This window comes from Roseateles sp. FW301-B2 (assembly GCF_058788955.1).
Map to the genome: position 1 here is coordinate 274,635 of NZ_JBYTBE010000001.1, position 21,914 is coordinate 296,548.

Sequence of the window (21,914 nt, forward strand, 5' to 3'; positions counted from 1 at the left end):
TCAGACGGTAAGCACATGGCCTCTTCGATGCAGCGCATCTCTTCCGGCGTCACGCCCTTGCTGGCGGGCCTGGCCCTGGCCGCACTGGCCGCCTTGGGCGGCTGTGCCGGCGTGGCCGGCAACAACGGCCAGGAGCCGCGCACGGAAAGCGACCAGACCGATGCCGACCGGCGCGCCAACGTGCGCCTGGAGCTGGCCGGTGGCTATTTCTCGCGCGGCCAGTACAGCACCGCGCTGGACGAGGTCAAGCTGGCCCTGCAGGCCAAGCCCGGCATGACCGAGGCCATCAATCTACGCAGCCTGATCTTTGCCGCCATGGGCGAGCCCGAGCTGGCCGAAGAGGGCTTCAAGAGGGCCCTCAGCCTGGCGCCCAAGGATGCCGACACGGCGCACAACTACGGCTGGTTCCTGTGCCAGCGCGAGCGCTGGCAGGCCGCCAGCGCGCAGTTTGAGGCCGCCCTGGCCCAGCCGCAGTACCGTTTCCCGAGCCGCACCCTGCTGGCGCGCGGCGTGTGCGAGGCGCGCGCCGGCCAGCTCAACGATGCCGAACGCAGCCTCGCCAAGGCCTTCGAGCTCGAGCCCGCCAATCCGGCGGTGTCGGTGAACCTGGCCGAGGTGCTGCTGCGCCTGGGCCAGCTGGACCGCGCGCGCTTCTATGTGCGGCGCGTCAACGCCCAGGCCGAACAGATCAACGCCTCCAGCCTCTGGCTGGAGCTGCGCGTGGAACGCCGCCTCGGCAATACCGCGAGCGTGGAGGATCTGGGCCAGCAACTGCGCCGACGCTATCCGCAGTCGGCCGAGGTCGCGGCCCTGAACAGCGGTCGATACGATGAATGAGGGACATCGCATGACTTCCATGGTGACCGACGAGGCCCCGCCGGTGTCTGCGCCTGCCGTGCCTAGCGTGGCTGGTGCGCCGCTCACCGCGGGCGCCGCCCTGCAGGCCGCGCGCCGTGCCCGCGGGCTGCACATCGCCGCGCTGGCCGCGATGCTCAAGGTGCCGCAGGCCAAGCTGGAGGCGCTGGAAGCGGATCGCCTCCAGGACCTGCCCGACGCCACCTTTGCCCGCGCCCTGGCCACGGCGATGTGCCGTGCGCTCAAGACGGATGCGGCGCCCGTGCTGGCCCTGCTGCCCAAGGGCAACGAGCCGGGGCTCGAGCGCGTCACGCGCGGCCTGAATCAGCCCTTCCGCGACCGCTCGGTGCGCGAGGAGGGCCTGTCGCTGGACCTGCTCAAGCGGCCGGTGGTGCTGGGTACGGTCGGGCTGCTGTTGGCGGCGGCCCTGGTCTACCTGGTGCCCGGTGCCTGGCTGACGGCGCTGACCGAGCGGGCCGAAACCGCGGTATCGAGCACGACGACGAACACCGCAACGAACGCCGCGACCAGCCCCACGGCCGGCCCCGCGGCGAGCCTGCCCGGCCAGCCCGAGCCGGCGCCGGCGCCGGTGCTGCAAGAGGCCGCACAGCCACTGGCGGTGCCGAACGCTTCGGTGCCCGCGGAGCAGGGCGCCGCCCCCGCGCCGCTGGCGCAGGCCGTGCCGGCTCCGGTGATGGTGGCCGATGCGGCTGCCGCTGCCGCCACGCCCCTGCACATCCACACCCGTGCCGACTCCTGGGTCGAGGTGGTGGATGCCAAGGGTCAGGTCTTGCTGTCGCGCGTGTTGCGCGCCGGTGAACAGGCCGAGCTGGGCGGCCAGCTGCCGCTGAAGCTGCGCATCGGCAACGTGGCCGGCACCGAGCTGAGCTACAAGGGCAAGCCGGTGGACCTGCTGGCGCAGGCGCGCGACAACGTGGCGCGCTTCGAGCTGAACTGAATCTGGACGAAGAGAGCAGGGCCCGCGGCCCGACCGACGATGAGTGATGAGCAGAAGCCCCTGAATCCCGCTGCCGTGGCCATTGCCGCCGCGCGCCCGGGTCGCCGTTTGACCCGCCAGGCCAGCGTGCGCTGGGGTGCGCGCGTGGTGACCATAGGTGGCGATGCGCCGGTGCGCGTGCAGTCCATGACCAATACCGACACGGTGGACGTGATCGGCACCGCCATCCAGATCAAGGAGCTGGCGGTGGCGGGCTCGGAGCTTGTGCGCATCACCGTCAACACGCCCGAGGCCGCCGAGGCGGTGCCGCATATCCGCGCCCAGCTGGACCGCATGGGCATCGATGTGCCCCTGGTGGGCGACTTCCACTACAACGGCCATCGGCTGCTGACCGAGTATCCCGAGATGGCCCAGGCCCTCTCCAAATACCGCATCAACCCCGGCAATGTGGGCAAGGGCGACAAGCGCGACCGCCAGTTCGCGCAGATGATCGAGGCCGCCATCCGCTACGACAAGGTGGTGCGCATCGGCGTCAACTGGGGCAGCCTGGACCAGGAGCTGCTGGCCCAGATGATGGACGAGAACGCACAGCGTGCCGAGCCCTGGGATGGCCAGCAGGTGATGTACCAGGCGCTGATCCAGTCGGCGCTGTCCTCGGCCGACTATGCCCGCGAGCTGGGCATGAACCCTGACAACATCATCATCAGCTGCAAGGTCAGCGGCGTGCAGGACCTGATTTCGGTCTACCGTGCGCTCAGCGCGCGCTGCGACTACGCCCTGCACCTGGGTCTGACCGAGGCCGGCATGGGCACCAAGGGCACGGTGGCCTCGGCCACGGCGCTCTCCATCCTGCTGCAGGAAGGCATTGGCGACACCATCCGCGTCTCGCTCACGCCGCAGCCCGGCGAGGCCCGCACCCAGGAGGTGGTGGTGGCGCTGGAGATCCTGCAGTCGCTGGGGCTGCGCGCCTTCAATCCCAGCGTGACGGCCTGCCCCGGTTGCGGCCGCACCACCAGCACCACCTTCCAGGAGCTGGCCAAGCAGATCGACGACTATCTGCGCGAGCAGATGCCGGTCTGGCGCAGCAAGTACCCGGGCGTCGAGAACATGAAGGTGGCGGTGATGGGCTGCATCGTCAACGGCCCGGGCGAGAGCAAGCATGCCGACATCGGCATCAGCCTGCCCGGCACCGGCGAGGCGCCCGCCGCCCCCGTCTTCATCGATGGCCAGAAGGCCCTGACCCTGCGCGGCGAGAACATCGCCAGCGAGTTTCACGCCCTGGTCGAGAACTACATTGAGAAGCGCTTCGGCGTCGCCGTTTGAGAATGACTGAGCAAAAGAAGTTGCAGCCCTTGCAGGCCGTCAAGGGCATGAACGACATCCTGCCGCCGGAATCGGCGCGTTGGGAATGGCTAGAGGCCAAGATGCGCAGCGTGCTGCAGCGCTATGGCTACCAGAATGTGCGCACCCCCATCGTCGAGCCGACCGCGCTGTTCGTGCGCGGCATCGGCGAGGTCACCGACATCGTCGAGAAGGAGATGTACGCCTTCGAGGACCGGGCGGACAAGCATGGCCAGGCCGAGCATCTGGCGCTGCGCCCCGAGATGACGGCGGGCGTGGTGCGCGCCATGACCGAGCATTCCTTCCTGCGCGACTCGGGCCGCCGCCTCTATTACTTCGGCCCGATGTTCCGCCGCGAGAAGCCGCAGAAGGGGCGCTACCGCCAGTTCCACCAGATGGGTGTCGAGGCGCTGGGCTTTGCCGGCCCGGATGTCGACGCCGAGGTGATCCTGATGGGCAGCCGGCTGCTGCGCGAGCTGGGCCTGGTGGACGGCGAGCATTTCACGCTCGAGCTGAACTGCCTGGGCGAGGTGGCCGAGCGCCGCGCGCACCGCGAGGCGCTGATCGCCCATCTGGAACAGCACAAGGAGCTGCTCGACGAGGACAGCCAGCGCCGCCTCTACACCAACCCGCTGCGCGTGCTGGACACCAAGAACCCGGCCCTGCAGGAGATGGCCAACGCCGCGCCCAAGTTGCTGGACTTCCTGGGCGAGGCCTCGCTGGCGCATTTCATGGGCGTGCGCGCCATCCTCGATGCGGCAGGCGTGGCCTACCGCATCAACCCGCGCCTGGTGCGCGGCCTGGACTATTACAACCTCACCGTGTTCGAGTGGGTCACCGACAAACTGGGTTCGCAGGGCACGGTGTGCGGCGGCGGCCGCTACGACGGGCTGATCGAACAGCTGGGCGGCAAGCCCGCGCCGGCAGTGGGTTTCGGCATGGGCTTCGAGCGCATGCTGTTGCTGCTGGAGGAGGTGGGCGTGGCGCCGGACGCGCCGGTGCCCGATGCCTACGCCATCGTGCCCTCGACGCAGGGCCTGGCGCAGGTGATGGTGGCGCTGGAGGCGCTGCGTGCCGCCGGCGTGGCGGTGGTGATGCACCCCGGCCAGAGCAGCATGAAGTCGCAGTTCAAGAAGGCCGATGGCAGCGGCGCGCGCGTGGCCCTGATCTTCGGCGAAGACGAGCTGGCCCAGGGCCTGGTGGCGATCAAGCCGCTGCGCGATGCCCAGGCCCAGCAAGTCACCCGCCCGCTCGCCGATGTGACGAGCTGGGCGCATGAGCTGCGCAACGCATAATCGCGGCTCGGTTTTCCCTTTCTTTCCCTCTCTCTTGCAATAGAACGATTCCACATGGCGTCTCATCTCGATCTGGAAGAACAGGAACAGCTGGACCAGCTGAAGGCGTTCTGGAACAGCTACGGCAATCTCATCACCTGGGTGCTGACCCTGGCACTGGCCGCCTATGCCGGCTGGGTCGGCTGGGGCTGGTGGCAGCGTGACCAGGCCGTCAAGGCCGCGGCCATGTACGACGAACTGGATCGCGCCGCCCAGGCCGGCGAGGTGGACAAGGTGACGCGCGTGTTCGCCGATCTGAAGGACCGCCACCCGCGCACCACCTATGCCGCCCAGGCCGCCCTGCTGGCCGCCAAGTTGCAAGCCGACAAGGGCCAGGCCGACAACGCCCGTGCCAGCCTGGAATGGACGGCCGCGAACGCGAATGCCGATGAATACCGCGATCTGGCGCGCCTGCGCCTGGCCGGTCTGCAGCTGGACGCCAAGCAGTACGACGAAGCCGCCAAGACCCTGGACGCGGTGAAGTCGGTCGATTTCGCCGCCCTGGTGGCGGACCGCCGTGGCGATCTGGCCTTGCTGCAGGGCAAGCCTGAGGTCGCCAAGGCCGAGTTCCAGAAGGCCTATGCCGCGCTGGACAAGACCCTGGACTACCGCCGCCTGGTGGAGGTGAAGCTGGCCAGCCTCGGCGTCGCCGTGGCCGACGATGCCGACAAGAAGGTGGCGCAATGATGATTCGATTCCGCCGTGCCGCGCCCCTGGCCGCCGTGTTGAGCCTCGCCCTGCTGGGTGGCTGCTCGATCTTCAGTTCCTCCAACGCGCCCAAGCCGGCCGCGCTGGAAACCGTCACGCCGCAGATTGCCGGCCGCCAGGTCTGGGCCAGCAGCGTGGGCAGCGTGCAGTTCCCGCTCGCCATCACGGCGCGTAACGAGCAATTCTTCGTCGCCGGTTCCGACGGCGCGGTGATGGCCTTGCAGGCCAGCAGCGGCCAGCTGCTGTGGCGTGCCGAAGTGGGCGAGCGCCTCAGCGCCGGGGTTGGCAGCGATGGCCGCTTTGCCGCGGTGGTGACGCGTGGCAACGAGGTGGTGCTGCTGGATGCCGGCAAGGTGTTGTGGCGCAAGGCGCTCAAGACCCCGGTGACGACCGCCCCGCTGGTGGCGGGCGAGCGCGTCTTCGTGCTGACGGTGGACCGCGTGGTGCACGCCTTCGACGCGCTGGACGGCCGCCGCCTGTGGGAGCTGCGCCGCCCCGGCGACGCCTTGACGCTGGCGCAGGCCGGTGTCATCACCAGCTACAAGGACACCCTGGTGGTGGGGCAGGGCGCCCGCATGGCCGGCGTGGACCCGCTCAAGGGCTCGCTGCAATGGGAGGCCAGCGTGGCCAATCCGCGCGGCACCAATGAGGTGGAACGCCTGGCCGACCTGATCGCGCCCGCGGTGCGTACCGGCGAGCTGATTTGCGCGCGCGCCTTCCAGTCGGCCGTGGCCTGCATCAATGCCGACCGCGGCACCACGCTGTGGAGCCGCAATGTCGGCGGCAGCCAGGGCGTGGGCGGCGACGCCCAGCTGGTGGTGGCGGCCGATGCCTCGGACCGTATCACCGCCTGGAACACCCGTAACGGCGACGTGCAGTGGACGGCCGAGCAGTTCCTTAACCGCAAGCTCAGTACCCCGCTGGTGCAGGGGCCGACGATCGTGTTCGGCGACTTTGAAGGCCAGCTGCACTTCATCTCGCGCGAGACCGGCAAGACCCAGCTGCGCCTGCCCACCGATGGTTCGCCCATCGTCGGCGCGCCGGTGCTGGCCGGCACCACGCTGCTGGTGGCCACGCGCAACGGCGGCTTGTTTGCCTTCCGGCCCGAGTGAGCGTCCGTCAGCGCTTGAGCAGTACCCTTAGCTGAAAAGAAGAACAAGATGAAACCCGTGATCGCCCTGGTGGGCCGCCCCAATGTGGGCAAGTCCACCCTCTTCAACCGGCTCACCAAGAGCCGGGACGCCATCGTGGCCGACTTTGCCGGCCTCACGCGCGACCGGCACTATGGCGATGGCCGCCTGGGTGACCGCGAGTTCATCTGCATCGACACGGGCGGCTTCGAGCCCGACAGCACCACCGGCATCGTCAAGGAGATGGCCAAGCAGACCCGCCAGGCCGTGGCCGAGGCGGATGCGGTGGTGTTCGTGGTGGATGTCCGCACCGGCCTGTCCGGGCAGGACCAGGACATCGCGCGTTATCTGCGCCAGGCCAACAAGCGCATCTTCCTGGCCGTCAACAAGGCCGAGGGCATGAGCGACTCGCCCCTGCTGGCCGAGTTCCATGAGCTCGGCCTGGGCGAGCCGCACCCGATCTCGGCCGCCCATGGCCAGGGCATCCGCAGCCTGCTGGACGCGGTGCTGGAGGGCTTCGATGGCGCCGAGGAGTTCGGTGCCGGCCCCGAGGACGAGACCACCATCCGCATCGCCGTGGCGGGCCGCCCGAATGTGGGCAAGAGCACCCTCATCAACACCTGGCTGGGCGAGGAGCGCCTGGTGGCCTTCGACATGCCGGGCACCACGCGCGATGCCATCAGCGTGCCCTTCGAGCGCAACGGCCAGAAGTTCCAGCTCATCGACACCGCCGGCCTGCGCCGCAAGGGCAAGGTGTTCGAGGCGATCGAGAAGTTCTCGGTGGTCAAGACCCTGCAGGCGATTGCCGACGCCAATGTGGTGCTGCTGCTGATCGACGCCACCCAGGGCGTGACCGACCAGGACGCGCACATCGCCGGCTACATCCTCGACAGCGGCCGCGCCGTGGTGGTGGCCATCAACAAATGGGATGCGGTGGACAGCTACCAGCGCGAGACCCTGATGCGCTCGATCGAGACGCGCCTGGGCTTCCTGAAGTTCGCCACCATCCTGCATATCTCGGCGCTCAAGCGGCAAGGCCTGGCCCCGCTGTGGAACGCCATGGCCGACGCCTATGCCTCGGCCTACAAGAAGATGACCACGCCGGTGCTGACCCGCCTGGTGCAGGAGGCGGTGCAGCATCAGACGCCGAAGAAGGTGGGCCATTTCAGGCCCAAGATGCGCTATGCGCACCAGGGCGGCATGAACCCGCCCATCGTGGTGATCCACGGCAATTCGCTGGACCATGTCACCGAGGTCTACAAGCGCTACCTGGAAGGGCGCATCCGCGCCCATTACAAGCTCACCGGCACGCCGCTGAAGATCGAGCTGCGCTCGTCCAAGAATCCGTTTGACGAAAAAGACAGCTGAGCCGCAAGCGCGGGGAAACCCGCGCCTGTGTTAAGGTGGCGGCTCTCCAACCCTCTCTCACAACACGGAGCATATCGTGAGCAACAAAGGACAACTCCTGCAAGATCCCTTCCTGAACCTGCTGCGCAAGGAGCATGTGCCGGTGTCCATCTACCTGGTCAACGGCATCAAGCTGCAAGGGCATATCGAGTCCTTTGACCAGTACGTGGTGCTGCTGCGCAATACCGTGACGCAAATGGTCTACAAGCACGCCATCTCCACCGTGGTGCCCGGCCGTGCCGTGAACTTCCACGCCAGCGACAGCCCCGAAGCCACTACCTGAGGCCGCTAGTCTCGCGCCCACAAGGCGTGAGCGCGATCACTCAACACCTTGAGTTCTTCCACATCTCCGCAGTCGCCGCCGCCCCTCGCGGGGGCGCGCGCCATTCTTGTGGGCGTTGATTTCGGCCGTAGCGGCCATCACGCCGGCGCCTTCGACCCCACCCTGGACGAGCTGGCCCTGCTGGCTGAATCCGCCGGCGATACCGCCGTTGCGCGCGTGGTGGCGCGCCGCCAGGCGCCCGATGCCGCGCTGTTCGTCGGCTCCGGCAAGGCCGACGAGATCAAGCTGCTGGTGGACGCCCACCAGGCCCATACCGTGCTGTTCGACCAGGCGATCTCGCCGGCCCAGCAGCGCAACCTGGAACGCGTGCTGGGCGTGCCGGTGGCCGACCGCACCGCGCTGATCCTGGAGATCTTCGCCGCCCGTGCCAAGAGCCACGAGGGCAAGCTGCAGGTGGAGCTGGCGCGCCTGCAATACCTGGCCACGCGCCTGGTGCGGCGCTGGAGCCACCTGGAGCGCCAGAGCGGCGGCATCGGCATGCGCGGTGGCCCGGGCGAGGCGCAGATCGAGCTTGATCGCCGCATGATCGACGAGCGCATCAAGACCATCAAGGAACGGCTCAAGAAGGTGCAGCGCCAGCGCAGCACGCAGCGCCGCGCGCGCAGCCGCAACGGCGTGTTCAAGGTCTCGCTGGTGGGCTATACCAATGCCGGCAAGTCCACGCTCTTCAATGCGCTGGTGAAGGCCCGCACCTATGCGGCCGACCAGCTGTTCGCGACGCTGGACACCACCACGCGCTCGCTCTACCTCGAGGCCGCCGGCGCCAGCGTCTCGCTGTCCGATACCGTGGGCTTCATCCGCGACCTGCCGCACAAGCTGGTGGAGGCCTTCCAGGCCACGCTGCAGGAGGCGGCGGATGCCGACCTGTTGCTGCATGTGGTGGATGCCGCCTCGCCGGTGCTGGATGAGCAGATGGTGGAGGTGGAGCGCGTGCTGGCCGAGATTGGCGCCGGCGACATTCCGCAGATCCTGGTCTACAACAAGCTCGACAAGCTCGAGGACAACCAGCGCCCGCGCAGCCCGCAGGACTGGATCGAGCGTGACGGCGGCGAACGCGTCTCGCGTGTCTTCGTCAGCGCCCTGACCGGCGAGGGCCTGGATGTGCTGCGCCAGCAGATCGTGGCCGCGATGAGCAGTATGGCCGAGCTCCCGGCGGGGCAAGATGTGACCCCGGCGGACTTGAACTCGCCGGCCGCGGCCCCAGATGAGCAAGGTTTGCCGTCCGGAGACCCCTCCATTTGGCCCGAGAATGACGACTCGGCCGCATTCCCTACACAGGCATGAGCATGAATCACTCCGCGAGCGCGCGCTCCAAGACGCCCTTCACCGCGACGGCACAGGCGGCGCGTGCCCTGCTGGCGCGGCTGCTGACGCCGGCCGGCTGGCGCGCCGGGCGCCATCTGAACAATGGCCGCAACGACGGCCCGCCGGACCTGGATGAGCTCTGGCGCGATTTCAACCGCAAGCTCTCGGGCATGTTCGGCGGCCGCGGCGGCAAGGGCAGCGGCCCCGATAACGGCGGTGGCGGCAACAACAACTTCCAGCCCGACATCAAGAGCGCCGGCATCGGCATGGGCCTGATTGCCGGCGTGGTGGCGCTGGGCTGGCTGGCCAGTGGCGTGTTCATCGTGCAGGAAGGCCAGCAGGCGGTGATCACCTCCTTCGGCAAGTACAGCAAGACGGTGGATGCCGGCATCCAGTACCGCCTGCCTTACCCCTTCCAGGCCAACGAGGTGGTGCCGGTGACGCAGCTTCGTTCGGTGGAGGTGGGGCGCAATGCGGTGGTGCAGGCCACCGGCCTGCGCGACTCGTCGATGCTGACGCAGGACGAGAACATCGTCGACATCCGCTTCACCGTGCAGTACCGCCTCAAGGATGCGCGCGAGTACCTGTTCGAGAACTTCCGCCCCGACGAGGCGGTGGTGCAGGCGGCCGAATCGGCGGTGCGCGAGATCGTCGGCAAGAGCAATATGGATTCGGTGCTGTACGAGCAGCGCGACGCCATCGCCGCCGACCTGGTGAAGTCGGTGCAGACCCAGCTGGACCGCCTCAAGGCCGGCATCCTGGTGGTGAATGTAAACGTGCAGAACGTGCAGGCCCCCGAGCAGGTGCAATCGGCCTTCGACGATGCCTTCAAGGCCGGCGCCGACCGCGAGCGCCTGAAGAACGAGGGCGAGGCCTACGCCAACGACGTGATCCCCAAGGCGCAGGGCGAGGCCGCCAAGTTGCGCGAGCAGGCCGAGGGCTACAAGGCGCGCGTGGTGGCGCAGGCCGAGGGCGACGCGCAGCGCTTCAAGAGCGTGCTGGCCGAGTACCAGAAGGCCCCGGCGGTGACGCGTGACCGCATCTACATCGACACCATGCAGCAGGTCTATTCCAACGTCAGCAAGGTGATGGTGGACAGCCGCTCGGGTTCCAACCTGCTTTATCTGCCGCTCGACAAGCTGATCCAGCAGTCCGGCGGCACGGTGACGAGCAGCACGCCGCTGCCGGCGCCGATTACCGATGGCAGTGCACCCGCACAGACCAGCGATGTGCGCTCGCGCGATGGCCTGCGCAGCCGTGACCGCGACGGTCGTTGATCGGGAGGAAACAAGAACATGAACCGCATTGCCTCCATCGTTGCCGGCGCGCTCGTCGCCTTTCTGTTGCTGAGCTCCACGCTCTTCATCGTGGACCAGCGCCAGTTCGCCGTCATCTACGCCCTGGGCGAAATCAAGGAAGTGGTCACCGAACCGGGCCTGAAGTGGAAGCTGCCGCCGCCCTTCCAGAACGTGGTGTTCCTGGATCGCCGCATGCAGACCCTGGACAGCCCCGAGTCGCGCCCCATCTTCACCGCCGAGAAGAAGAGCCTGGTGATCGACTGGCTGGTGAAGTGGCGCGTTTCCGATCCGCGTCAGTTCATCCGCAACAGCGGCGCCGACATGCGCAATCTGGAGAACCGCCTCAGCCCCATCGTGCAGGCGGCGCTCAACGAGGAAGTGACCAAGCGCACCGTGCGCGCGGTGCTCGCCACCGAGCGCGAGAAGGTCATGAACGACGTGCAGAAGCGGCTCTCCGACGAGGCCAAGCAGTTCGGCATCGAGATCGTCGATGTGCGCGTCAAGCGCGTGGACTTCTCGGCCAACATCACCGAGTCGGTCTACAACCGCATGAAGTCGGAGCGCGCCCGCGTGGCCAATGAACTGCGCTCCACCGGTGGTGCCGATGGCGAGAAGATCCGCGCCGACGCCGACCGCCAGCGCGAAGTGATCGTGGCCGAGGCCTATCGCGACGCGCAGAAGATCAAGGGCGAGGGCGATGCCAAGGCCTCGGCCCTGTATGCCGAAGCCTTCGGCCGCGACCCGCAGTTCGCACAGTTCTATCGCTCGCTGGAAGCCTACCGCTCGAGCTTCCGCAACAAGTCGGACGTGATGGTGGTGGATCCGAGCAGCGAGTTCTTCAAGGCCATGCGCAACGGCGGGCCGGGTGGAGCCGCCGCTGCCACGCCGCCGCGCAAGTAAGCCAGCCGCAGCCGCTTCCAGCCCATGTCGGATCTGCTGCTGGGCGCCTTGGCGCTGATGCTGGTGATCGAAGGCCTGCTGCCGTTTCTCAATCCGACGCTGTGGCGGCAGGTGTTCCTGCGCGTGCTGGCGATGACCGACGGGCAGATCCGCTTCGTCGGGCTCTCCAGCATGCTGATGGGCCTGCTGCTGCTCTACGTGCTCTACAGCTGAGCCTGTTGTTGTGGCGCCATCGCAGACCGCGATGGCGGGCTATTGCCGGGCAGGCCGTGGCCTGCCGGTACAATGCCGTTTTTAATCCCCCCCAATACGTCCATGTCCTCAGCTTGGCTGCTGCCCGAGCACATTGCTGACGTCCTGCCGTCCCAAGCCCGCCGCATCGAAGAGTTGCGCCGCGAATTGCTGGACATGGCGCGGACCTACGGTTGCGAACTGGTGATGCCCCCGCTGCTGGAGCATCTGGAGTCGCTGCTATCCGGCACCGGTCGCGAACTGGATCTCAAGACCTTCAAGCTCGTCGACCAGCTCTCGGGTCGCAGCCTGGGTCTGCGCGCCGACACCACGCCGCAGGTGGCGCGCATCGATGCGCATCTGCTCAACCGTGCCGGCGTGACACGCCTGTGCTACTGCGGCCCGGTGGTGCACACCCGGCCCGATGGCCTGCATGCGACGCGCGAGCCGCTGCAATTCGGCGTCGAGATCTACGGCCATGCCGGCCTGGAGGCCGATCTGGAGGTGCAGGAACTGGCGATCGATGCGCTGCAGCGCGCCGGCCTGCGCGAGGTGACCCTGGATCTGGGCGACGCGCGCCTGGTGCGCGGCGTGCTGGGCGATGTGAAGCTTTCCGCCGATCTGCTGGACGCCGTGGTGACGGCGCTGGCGAGCAAGGATGCGGCCGCGCTCAAGGCGCTGAGCTCGGACCTGCCCGCGCCGGTGGCGGCGGGCCTGCAGACCCTGCTGTCGCTGTATGGCGGCGTCGAGGTGCTGGCACAGGCGCGCGCCCAATTGCCCGCGCATCCGCTCATCAGCGCGGCGCTGGGCGATCTGGAGTGGCTGTCCAGCCATGTGCGCCAGACCCATCCCGAGCTGCACCTGGGCTTCGATCTTTCCGATCTGACCGGCTACGCCTATTACAGCGGCATGCGCTTTGCGCTCTATGTGCCAGGCTGCAGTCATGCGGTGCTGCGCGGCGGCCGCTACGACGAAGTGGGCGCGGTGTTTGGCCGCCGCCGCCCGGCGGTGGGCTTCAGCCTGGACCTCAAGACCCTGGTGGGCCTGTGCCCCGAGACGGCGCTCAGCGCCGCGGTGCGCGCCCCCTGGGGTGAGGATGCCGGCCTGCGTGCGGCGATCCGCCGCCTGCGCGCCGAGGGCGCCACGGTGGTCTGCGTGCTGCCGGGGCACGAACACGAGAATGACGAATTCGATTGCGACCGCGAACTGGTCAGCGTTGACGGTCAGTGGGTGGTGCGCGCGCTGTGATCGCCTGATCCAGCCCCTCCGCCGGTAACAACACAGCATTGGACGAGCAAGAAAATGAGCAGCAGTGAAATCGCGCGTGGCCGCAACGTGGTCGTCGTGGGCACCCAGTGGGGCGACGAGGGCAAGGGTAAGGTGGTGGACTGGATGACCGATCACGCCGACGGCGTGGTGCGTTTCCAGGGCGGCCACAATGCCGGCCATACGCTGGTCATCAAGGGCGTGAAGACGGCGCTGCAGCTGATCCCCTCGGGCATCATGCGCGACGGCGTGGCCTGCTATATCGGCAATGGCGTGGTGGTGGATCCCACCCATCTGCTGTCCGAGATCGAGCGCCTGGAGAAGGCCGGCGTGGAAGTGCGCTCGCGCCTCTACATCAGTGAGTCCTGCCCGCTGATCCTGCCCTTCCATGTGGAAGTGGACAAGGCGCGCGAGGCACTGCGCGAGAGCAGCGGCAGCGGCAAGATCGGCACCACCGGCAAGGGCATCGGCCCGGCCTATGAGGACAAGGTGGCGCGCCGTGCCCTGCGCGTGCAGGACCTCAAGCATCCCGAGCGTTTCGCCAAGAAGCTCAAGGAATTGCTGGAGCTGCACAACTTCGCCCTGACCGGTTACCTGAACGGCAAGGCGCTGGAATTCCAGCCCATCTACGACCAGGCCATGAAGATGGCCGAGGTGCTCAAGCCCATGATGGCCGACGTGGGCTATATGCTGCACAAGGCCCACCTGGCCGGCGCCAACATCCTGTTCGAGGGCGCCCAGGGCACGCTGCTGGACATCGACCACGGCACCTACCCCTACGTGACCTCCAGCAACTGCGTGGCCGGCAATGCCGCCGCCGGCGCCGGCGTGGGCCCGCAGATGCTGCACTACATGCTGGGCATCACCAAGGCCTACACCACGCGCGTGGGTTCGGGCCCGTTCCCGACCGAGCTGGAGTGGGAGAAGGAAGGCACGGTGGGTTATCACCTCAGCACCGTGGGCCAGGAGAAGGGCACCGTGACCGGCCGCGCGCGCCGCTGCGGCTGGCTGGATGCGGCCGCGCTGAAGCGTTCCATCATCATCAACGGCATCACCGGCCTGTGCCTGACCAAGCTCGACGTGCTCGATGGCCTGGCCGAGATCAAGATGTGCGTGGGCTACGAGCTCGACGGCCGCACGCTCGACATCCTGCCGCTGGACGGCGACGAGATCGCGGCCTGCCAGCCGGTCTATGAGACCTTCCCGGGCTGGACCGAGTCGACCTTCGGCGTGACCGAGTGGGACAAGCTGCCGCTGAACGCGCGCCGCTATCTGGAGCGCGTGCAGGCGGTGATCGGTGCGCCCATCGACATGGTGTCCACCGGCCCCGACCGCGAGCACACCATCCTCTTGCGCCATCCCTACAAGGCCTGAGGGCCTGCCAGTTTGAGCAAGACCTGACCCCGCACAGCATCATCAAGAATCCAAGCAGGAGACCTTTTCTATGTTGACCGACGACGGCAAGCACCTGTACGTGTCCTGGGACGAATACCACATGCTGATCGAGCGCCTGGCGCTCAAGGTGCATGCCTCGGGCTGGCAGTTCGACCAGATCCTGTGCCTGGCGCGTGGCGGCATGCGCCCCGGCGACGTGCTCTCGCGCGTGTTCGACAAGCCGCTGGGCATCATGTCCACCAGCTCCTACCGCGCCGAGGCCGGCACCATCCAGGGCCGCCTGGACATCGCCAAGTACATCACCATGCCCAAGGGCGAACTGGCCGGCCGTGTGCTGCTGGTCGATGATCTGGCCGATTCGGGCGTGACGCTGAAGGCCGTGGTCGAGCGCCTGCGCGGCATGCCCTCGATCAGCGAGCTGCGCTCGGCGGTGATCTGGACCAAAGGCGTGTCCAGCTACACGCCCGACTATTACGTCGAGATGCTGGATACCAGCCCCTGGATCCACCAGCCCTTCGAGGAATACGACGATATGCGCCCGGACGCGCTGGCCAAGAAATTCGTGGTCTGAGCCCCTGGCGCAGCACATGGCCCCAACAACAAAACCAGCCGTTGCGCTGGTTTTGTTGTTTCATCGCCAGTTTCGTTGCCGGCAAGAGGGCGAGGGTGCAGCAATTCCCCGCGCCACAAAGCAAAATGGCCACATGCTTTGCAACATGCAGCCATTCGATCTTCCAACTTACAACCCGACGATCCATGTGAATCGTGGTGCCCAGGAGAGGACTCGAACCTCCACGGAGTTACCCGCTAGTACCTGAAACTAGTGCGTCTACCAATTCCGCCACCTGGGCAAGGTCCAGAGAACTTTGAAGTGACTGTTGAAGTCGTTCTAGGTTCCGGCGTTTCAGGAAAGAGAAGGATTCTATCATCAAAAATTTCAAGTCCGCAAGCCCGAGCCAGGGCGCGCTGTTGAGCGAGGTCGAGGGCACGCTGCAAGGTCATCGTGACGGCCACGGTTTCCTGATTCCGGACGAGGGTCAGACCGACATCTACCTGTCCCAGCAGGAAATGCACGCGGTGATGCATGGCGACCGGTTGCGCGTGCGTGTGGTGCGCTTTGACAAGCGCGGCCGCCCCGAGGGGCGCGTGCTGGAAATCCTCGAGCGCAAGAAGAAACCCATCATCGGCCGCCTGCTGCTGGAGAGCGGCATCTGGCTGGTGGCGCCGGAAGACAAGCGCTTTGGCCAGGACATCCTGATCCCCAAGAACGCGATCGCCAATGCGGCGGCGGGCCAGATCGTCTCGGTTGAGCTGACCGAACCGCCCTCGCTGTATTCGCAGCCGGTGGGGCGCGTGGTCGAGGTGCTGGGCGAGATCGACGACCCCGGCATGGAGATCGAGATCGCGGTGCGCAAATACGAGGTGCCGCATGCCTTCAGCGCCGAGACGCTCACCCAGGCCGGCAAGCTGCCGGATCGCCTGCGCGCTGCCGACCTCAAGCAGCGCATCGACCTGCGCGACGTGGCCCTGGTCACCATCGACGGCGAGGATGCGCGCGACTTCGACGATGCGGTCTATTGCGAGCCGCACAAGCAGGGTCGCGGCAAGAGCGCCTTCAAGGGTTGGCGCCTGCTGGTGGCGATCGCCGACGTCAGCCATTACGTCAAGCCCGGCGAGCCGCTGGACCTGGACGCCTACGAGCGCGCCACCTCGGTCTACTTCCCGCGCCGCGTCATCCCGATGCTGCCGGAGAAGCTCTCCAATGGCCTGTGCTCGCTGAATCCGCAGCAGGATCGCCTGGCCATGGTCTGCGACATGCTGATCACCGAGGAGGGCGCCACCCACGCCTACCAGTTCTATCCCGCGGTGATCTGCTCGCAGGCACGCCTGACCTACACGGAAGTGGCGGCGGTGCTGGGCAACACGCATGGCCCCGAAGCGGCCAAGCGCAGCGAACTGGTGCCGCATCTGCTGCATCTGCACGAGGTCTACCGCGCGCTGCTGTCGGATCGCCAGAAGCGCGGCGCGGTGGACTTCGACACGGTGGAGACGCAGATCGTCTGCGATGACAACGGCCGTATCGAGAAGATCATGCCGCGCGTGCGCAACGAGGCGCATCGCCTGATCGAGGAGGCCATGCTGGCCGCCAACGTCTGCGCCGCGGATTTCATCACCGATGCCAAGCACCATGCCCTGTTCCGCGTGCACGAGGGCCCCACGCCCGAGAAGCGCATGGCCTTGCAGGCCTATCTGCGTGCGCTGGGGCTGGGGCTGGGCCTGAGCGATGACCCTACGCCCGGCGAGTACCAGGCGATTGCCCAGGCCACCAAGGACAGGCCCGACTCGACCCAGATCCACAGCATGCTGCTGCGCTCGATGCAGCAGGCCAACTACACTTCGGCCAATGCCGGCCACTTCGGCCTGGCCTATGCGGCCTACACGCACTTCACCAGCCCGATTCGGCGTTATCCCGATCTGCTGGTGCATCGCGTCATCAAGGCCATGTTGATGGGCAAGCGCTACTTGCTGGATGCCAGCAAGATGAAGGTGCCGATGCCGCCCAAGCGGCCGGGGCGCGCCAAGCCCCTGGATCCGGCGCTGGCCTCCACCGAGTTGGAGCGCTGGGAAGTCGCGGGTGCGCATTGCAGCGCCAACGAGCGGCGTGCCGACGAAGCCTCGCGCGACGTCGAGGCCTGGCTCAAGTGCCGTTATATGCGCGAGCATCTGGGCGAGGAGTTCGCCGGCACGGTCAGTGCGGTGACGAGCTTCGGCCTGTTCGTGCAGCTCGAGGCGCTCTATGTGGAGGGCCTGATCCACATCACCGAGCTGGGCGGCGAGTATTTCCGCTTTGACGAGGTGCGGCAGGAGCTGCGCGGCGAGCGCACCGGCATCCGCTACGCCACCGGCGCGCGCGTGCAGGTGCAGGTCAGCCGCGTTGACCTGGATGGCCGCAAGATCGACTTCCGTCTCGTGCGCGACAGCGAGGAAGCGCGCATCGTGGCGCGCGCCCAGCGCGACAAGCATGGCCATGCGGCGGCTGTGGCTGCGCCGGTCACGGCGGTCGAGGCGCTGGAACAGGTCAAGCGCAGCGATCGCGAGCTGAAGGCCGAACGCAAGGGCGGCAAGCCGGCGGCTCGCGGCGGTGCCGGCGGCAAGGGCGCGGCACCGGCGCATCCGATCAAGGCGGCGCGCAAGACGGCGCGTGGCGCGGCCGAGCCGCGGCCGCGCAGCAAGCGGCGCTGATCAGGCGGGGCCGGGCGCATGCAGGGCATGCATGCGCTCGATCAGGTCGGCGGCGCGCAAGGGGCCATGCAGGCCCTGGGCGGCCGCGCCATGCCAGTAGGCGGCGCTGCGCGCGAGTGCCTGTGCATGTGCCGGTGTTTGCGCTTGAGGGCGGCGCGCCCACAGCCCCCCCAGCCAGCCGGCCAGCACGTCGCCGCTGCCGGGCGTGGCCAGCGCGGCATTGCCGCTGCTGTTGACGGCGGGTAACTCGCCCGGGCTGGCGATGATGCTGCCCGAGCCCTTCAGGATCACGGTGCACTGCAACTGCTCGCCGAGCGCGGTGGCGGCACCGAGCCGATCGGCCTGTACCTCGGCCGCGCTGCGGCCAAGCAGCCGTGCGGCCTCCAGCGGGTGCGGGGTCAGGATGCTGGCCAGGCCCTGCGCCGCGCGCAGGCGCAGCAGGGCTTGCAAGGATGGATCGGCGGCGATGGCGTTGAGCGCGTCGGCATCCAGCACCAGGCGGGTGGCACGCGCCAGCAGGGCGGGCAGCACGCCGCGCACGGCCGCGCCGCCACCGCAGCCGCACACCAGGGTCAGGTCTTGCCAGTGTTCGGGCGAGGCCAGACGCGCCTCGGGCCAGCGCATCAGCTCGGGGCGTGGCGGCCAGGGGGCTTCTTTCTCGCTGTCTTCCAGCAGGCAGACATAGACCCGGCCGGCGCCCGCGCCCAAGCCGGCGCTGCCGGCCAGCCAGGCGGCGCCGCGCATGCCTGGCTGGCCGCCTATCACCAGCAGATCGCCCTGGCTGCCCTTGTGGCTGCTGTGCGAGCCGGGCGTCTGCCAGTCGCGCAGGTCCGCGCTGGAGTTCAGCCAGGCATCCGCGGCCTGGGTTGGTGTGGCGCCCAGATCATCGAACCAGATCTCGCCCGCGTGGGCGCGGCCCTGGGCGGTGAACAGGCCGGGCTTCAGGCTCAGCAGCGCCAGCGTGTGCTGCGCGCGCACCGCCTCGGCGCCGGCGAGCGCGCCGCTGTCGGACTGCAGGCCGCTGGGCAGGTCCACCGCCAGCACCGGGCATGACTGCCGGTTGATGAGGGCGATGGCCTCGGCCAGCGGCGCGCTGGGCGCGCGGCTGAGCCCCAGGCCCAGCAAGGCATCGATGACGAGGTCCGGCGCGGCGGGAGCGTCCGCCAACTGGCCATGTATCGCCAGCCCGGCCGCCTGTGCGGCGTGCAGTGCGGCCGCGGCATCGGCGGGCAGGGGCTTGCCCTCGTTGAGCAGGGTCAGATGCACCCGCAGCCCCGCGACGGCGAGCAGGCGGCCGGCCACCAGGCCGTCGCCGCCGTTGTTGCCGGGGCCGCAAAGCACCCAGACGCTGCGCGCCAGCGGCGCGACCGCCCGCGCCAGTTTGGCCACGGCCAGGCCGGCGCGCTCCATCAGGCGGTGCGCCGGCAGCCCGGCCTGCGCGGCGGCCTCCAGCGCGCGGCAGCTGGCTTGGCCGTGCAGTGCCAATGCCGTGCTGGCGGGCAGGACCTTGATCATGGTGCCGACTCTAGCCGAGCCTGAGCAGGCCCAGGCCGCTGATTTCCGTGGGCGCGGCGCGCCCGGCGATGCGCTCGGCCAGGGCCTGCGCACTGCCGCAGGCCAGGGTCCAGCCGCTGGTGCCATGGCCGAGGTTGAGCCAGATGCCGGCCTGGCCGCTTTCGCCCAGCAGGGGCAGGCCATCCGGCAGCAGCGGGACGCTGCCGCTCCAGGCCTGCACCGAGGCCAGGTGGGCGGCGCCGGGGAACCAGTCGTGCAAGACCTTGTGCAGATCGGCCATGGCGTTGGCCGGCGCCCGCGCCGGGGCTGCGCCCATCGCCATCGCGCCGGCCACGCGCACACGCAGGCCCTGCCGGCTCAGGCTGGTGCGCTGCGCCAGATCCAGCAGGCCGGCGCGCGGCCCGAGGTCGGGATGGGCCTCGAACTGGCGCAGCGAGGCGGTGATGGAATGGCCGTGCAGGGTGGCCATCGGCAGCTTCAGCCCCAGCGGCCGCAGCAGCGCGTCGGCACCCATGGCGGCGCACACCACGATGGCATCAAAGCGCTCCTGCTGCGGCTCCATGGGCATCGGCACGGTGTCGGGGCCGCTGTCGGCGCGGGCTTCGTCGGCGCGCGCGATCGCGCTCGTGCCCTGGGCGGGCGGCGTGTACTCGTGCAGCAGGCCGGGCGCGCCGCCGGCGTCGATGCGGCGCACCGTGGTGTGGAAGCGAAAGCGCACGCCCAGGCGCTGCGCCTCGGCCTTCAGCAGATGCGCAAACTGCCGGCCGTTGCCGACCTCGGCCTGCGGCAGATACAGGCCGCCCTGCAGCGCGGTATCGGGGCACAGCCCCGGCTCGACGCGCAGGCATTGCGACCCGTCCAGCCATTCGTGCTTGATGCCCAGGGCCTCCAGCGCCGGGGCATCGGCCTGCGTCGCCTTCAGCTCGCGGGCCGTGCGCAGCAGCAGCAGCACGCCGTCGGCGCGCTCATAGTCCAACCGCAGCTCCTGGCGCCAATGCTGCAAGCGGGCCTGGCTCAGCAAGGCCAGGCGCTGCGCCTGCAGCTGGTGCTCGGCATGGGCCTTGTGCCTGCGCGCGCGCCAGGCCGACCAGTGCCAGGCCGGCTGGGCCAGCTTGCTGCCTGTGGCTTGCAGCGCGCTTGGCCAGCCCGGGTGCAGCAGGCCGCCATGGGCAAAGCTGGCGTCGGAGGCCACGCTGCCATGGCGCTCGAACACGGTGACTTCATGGCCTTGCGCGGCCAGCTCGTAGGCACTGGTGACGCCGACAATGCCGGCGCCGATGATGGCAATGCGCATCTCAATGCCCTCCGATCGAGGGCGATACCAGGGGCTCGATCTGCGCGGCAATGGCCAGCAGATCGGCGTCGCGCAGGGCGCTGTTCCACAGCATCAGACCCACCGGCAGCTCGCCGGCCTCGTGGCAAGGCAGGCTCAGCGCGCAGCCATCGAGCAGATTCACCACCGAGGTATTGCGCAGTAGCAGGGCGTTGGTTGCGAAGAACGCGTCGTCGCTGGCCAGCAAGGGCGCCAGTTCCGGCGCGGTCATCGGCACGGTCGGGCTGAGCAGGGCGTCGACGCCCTGCAGCGCGGCCTGCATCGCAGCGATCCAACGCCTGCGCGCCTGCAGCAGATCGATGTAGTCGGCGGCCGAGATGGCCGCGCCACGCTTGATGCGCAGCGCGACGCGCGGGTCGTACGCGGCCTCGCGCGTCTGCAGGCGCTGGCGATGCCAGGCCCAGCTCTCGGCGGCCGGCAAGCCGCCCTGGGCCTGCAAGGCCGGCAGCTCCTGCAGCGGCGCCAGGCTCAGCTCCTCGATCTGTGCTCCGGCTGCGCGCAGGCGTTGCAGGGCGCGCTCGAAGGCGCGCGCCACCGCCGGTTCCAGCGCGTCCTGCATCAGCTCGCGCACCACGCCCAGGCGCCAGCGCGCGAGCGGGCGGGCGGCCTGAGGCAAGACCTGGCCCGACAGCAGCTCGTGCAGCAGGGCTGCGTCGCGCACCGAGCGCGTGATGGCACAGCTGGTGTCCAGGCTGGTCGAGAGCGGCATGCAGCCCTCGTTGGGCGTGAGGCGTGCGGTGTTCTTGAAACCGACCAGGCCTTGCAGGGCGGCGGGGATGCGGATCGAGCCGCCGGTGTCCGAGCCCAGCGCCGCCCAGGCCGCGCCGCAGGCCACGCTGACGGCGCCGCCCGAGGTCGAGCCGCCAGGGACGCGCGCCTTGCCGTCGAGGGCGCGCGTCACCGGGTTCAGGGGCGTGCCATGGTGGGGGTTGATGCCCACGCCGGAAAAAGCGAATTCGCTCAGGTTGCTGTGGCCGATGAAGGCTGCACCGGCCCGGCGCAGCCGCGCCACGCAGGCGGCATCCGCGGCCGCAATAGGTGCATCCAGCAGCGACGCCGAGCCGCCGCTGGTGGGCTGGCCGGCCACGTCGAACAGGTCCTTGACGCTGATCGCCAGGCCTTGCAGCGGGTTGCCCGGCTGGCCGCTGCGGCGCAGCAGGTCGGCGGCCTCGGCACTCGCCAGGGCGGTGTCGAAGAACTCGCGCACAAACACCTGCTGGCAGGCGTCGGAACGCGCTGCCGCCAGGCTCTCGCGCATCAATTCGAGGGAGGTGCTGCGGCCATCGCGCAGGCGCTGCAGGGCGCCGCTTAGGTCCAGGGGCATGGATCGTGTATACTCTTTGGGTTTTGCC

Annotated in this window: 19 protein-coding genes and 1 tRNA gene; 16 read left to right on the plus strand and 4 right to left on the minus strand. The window is 68.5% G+C overall.

Annotation, left to right across the window (positions count from 1 at the left end):
* Positions 1-15: 15 nt before the first annotated feature.
* The 15 genes from pilW (at position 16) to AC3WQY_RS01240 (ending at position 15,042) form a co-directional block, all read left to right on the plus strand.
* Positions 16-837 (plus strand): type IV pilus biogenesis/stability protein PilW, encoded by an 822-nt coding sequence (gene pilW, locus AC3WQY_RS01170; protein WP_285232919.1) that lies wholly within the window; start codon positions 16-18, stop codon positions 835-837.
* Between the two features lie 10 nt (positions 838-847).
* Entirely contained in the window at positions 848-1,813 is a 966-nt protein-coding gene (locus AC3WQY_RS01175; protein WP_492705118.1) for a RodZ domain-containing protein, read from the plus strand.
* A 39-nt stretch (positions 1,814-1,852) separates the two neighbouring features.
* Positions 1,853-3,136, plus strand: coding sequence for a flavodoxin-dependent (E)-4-hydroxy-3-methylbut-2-enyl-diphosphate synthase (gene ispG / locus AC3WQY_RS01180; protein WP_492705120.1), 1,284 nt, complete (start codon positions 1,853-1,855; stop codon positions 3,134-3,136).
* 2 nt (positions 3,137-3,138) lie between these two features.
* Complete coding sequence (gene hisS, locus AC3WQY_RS01185) at positions 3,139-4,449, plus strand: histidine--tRNA ligase (protein WP_492705122.1); 1,311 nt, start codon at positions 3,139-3,141, stop codon at positions 4,447-4,449.
* Positions 4,450-4,503: 54 nt separating this feature from the next.
* A complete protein-coding gene (locus tag AC3WQY_RS01190) occupies positions 4,504-5,175 on the plus strand; it encodes a YfgM family protein (protein ID WP_285232915.1) in 672 nt (223 codons plus the stop codon).
* Entirely contained in the window at positions 5,172-6,308 is a 1,137-nt protein-coding gene (gene bamB / locus AC3WQY_RS01195; protein ID WP_492705125.1) for an outer membrane protein assembly factor BamB, read from the plus strand. Before AC3WQY_RS01190 ends, bamB begins: the two co-directional genes overlap by 4 nt.
* Positions 6,309-6,356: 48 nt before the next feature.
* On the plus strand, positions 6,357-7,694 hold the full coding sequence (gene der / locus AC3WQY_RS01200) for a ribosome biogenesis GTPase Der (RefSeq protein ID WP_492705127.1): 1,338 nt from the start codon (positions 6,357-6,359) through the stop codon (positions 7,692-7,694).
* Between the two features lie 76 nt (positions 7,695-7,770).
* The gene (hfq, locus tag AC3WQY_RS01205; RefSeq protein ID WP_285232912.1) at positions 7,771-8,016 is read left to right on the plus strand and encodes an RNA chaperone Hfq; all 246 of its coding nucleotides are present in this window, start codon (positions 7,771-7,773) and stop codon (positions 8,014-8,016) included.
* A gap of 48 nt (positions 8,017-8,064) precedes the next feature.
* Positions 8,065-9,360 (plus strand): GTPase HflX, encoded by a 1,296-nt coding sequence (gene hflX / locus AC3WQY_RS01210; RefSeq protein WP_492705130.1) that lies wholly within the window; start codon positions 8,065-8,067, stop codon positions 9,358-9,360.
* Between the two features lie 2 nt (positions 9,361-9,362).
* Positions 9,363-10,658 (plus strand): FtsH protease activity modulator HflK, encoded by a 1,296-nt coding sequence (gene hflK / locus AC3WQY_RS01215; protein ID WP_285232911.1) that lies wholly within the window; start codon positions 9,363-9,365, stop codon positions 10,656-10,658.
* An 18-nt stretch (positions 10,659-10,676) separates the two neighbouring features.
* Positions 10,677-11,579, plus strand: a complete 903-nt coding sequence (hflC, locus tag AC3WQY_RS01220; RefSeq protein WP_285232910.1) for a protease modulator HflC — start codon at positions 10,677-10,679, stop codon at positions 11,577-11,579.
* 24 nt (positions 11,580-11,603) lie between these two features.
* On the plus strand, positions 11,604-11,792 hold the full coding sequence (locus tag AC3WQY_RS01225) for a DUF2065 domain-containing protein (protein WP_285232909.1): 189 nt from the start codon (positions 11,604-11,606) through the stop codon (positions 11,790-11,792).
* 102 nt (positions 11,793-11,894) lie between these two features.
* The gene (locus tag AC3WQY_RS01230) at positions 11,895-13,058 is read left to right on the plus strand and encodes an ATP phosphoribosyltransferase regulatory subunit (protein WP_492705134.1); all 1,164 of its coding nucleotides are present in this window, start codon (positions 11,895-11,897) and stop codon (positions 13,056-13,058) included.
* 54 nt (positions 13,059-13,112) lie between these two features.
* A complete protein-coding gene (locus AC3WQY_RS01235; protein ID WP_285232907.1) occupies positions 13,113-14,450 on the plus strand; it encodes an adenylosuccinate synthase in 1,338 nt (445 codons plus the stop codon).
* Between the two features lie 70 nt (positions 14,451-14,520).
* A complete protein-coding gene (locus tag AC3WQY_RS01240) occupies positions 14,521-15,042 on the plus strand; it encodes a phosphoribosyltransferase (RefSeq protein WP_285232906.1) in 522 nt (173 codons plus the stop codon).
* Positions 15,043-15,237: 195 nt separating this feature from the next.
* Here AC3WQY_RS01240 and AC3WQY_RS01245 read toward each other — a convergent pair.
* Positions 15,238-15,322, minus strand: a tRNA-Leu gene (locus AC3WQY_RS01245).
* A 118-nt stretch (positions 15,323-15,440) separates the two neighbouring features.
* Here AC3WQY_RS01245 and rnr point away from each other — a divergent pair.
* Complete coding sequence (rnr, locus tag AC3WQY_RS01250) at positions 15,441-17,714, plus strand: ribonuclease R (RefSeq protein WP_285232905.1); 2,274 nt, start codon at positions 15,441-15,443, stop codon at positions 17,712-17,714.
* On the opposite strand, the gene AC3WQY_RS01255 is transcribed toward rnr, so the two are convergent.
* Genes AC3WQY_RS01255 through AC3WQY_RS01265 form a run of 3 tightly spaced genes read right to left on the minus strand, consistent with a single transcriptional unit; the run spans position 17,715 to position 21,886 of the window.
* A complete protein-coding gene (locus tag AC3WQY_RS01255; RefSeq protein WP_492705138.1) occupies positions 17,715-19,229 on the minus strand; it encodes an NAD(P)H-hydrate dehydratase in 1,515 nt (504 codons plus the stop codon).
* A 10-nt stretch (positions 19,230-19,239) separates the two neighbouring features.
* On the minus strand, positions 19,240-20,523 hold the full coding sequence (locus AC3WQY_RS01260; protein WP_492705140.1) for an FAD-dependent oxidoreductase: 1,284 nt from the start codon (positions 20,521-20,523) through the stop codon (positions 19,240-19,242).
* A 1-nt stretch (position 20,524) separates the two neighbouring features.
* Complete coding sequence (locus AC3WQY_RS01265) at positions 20,525-21,886, minus strand: amidase (protein ID WP_492705142.1); 1,362 nt, start codon at positions 21,884-21,886, stop codon at positions 20,525-20,527.
* Positions 21,887-21,914 lie beyond the last annotated feature (28 nt).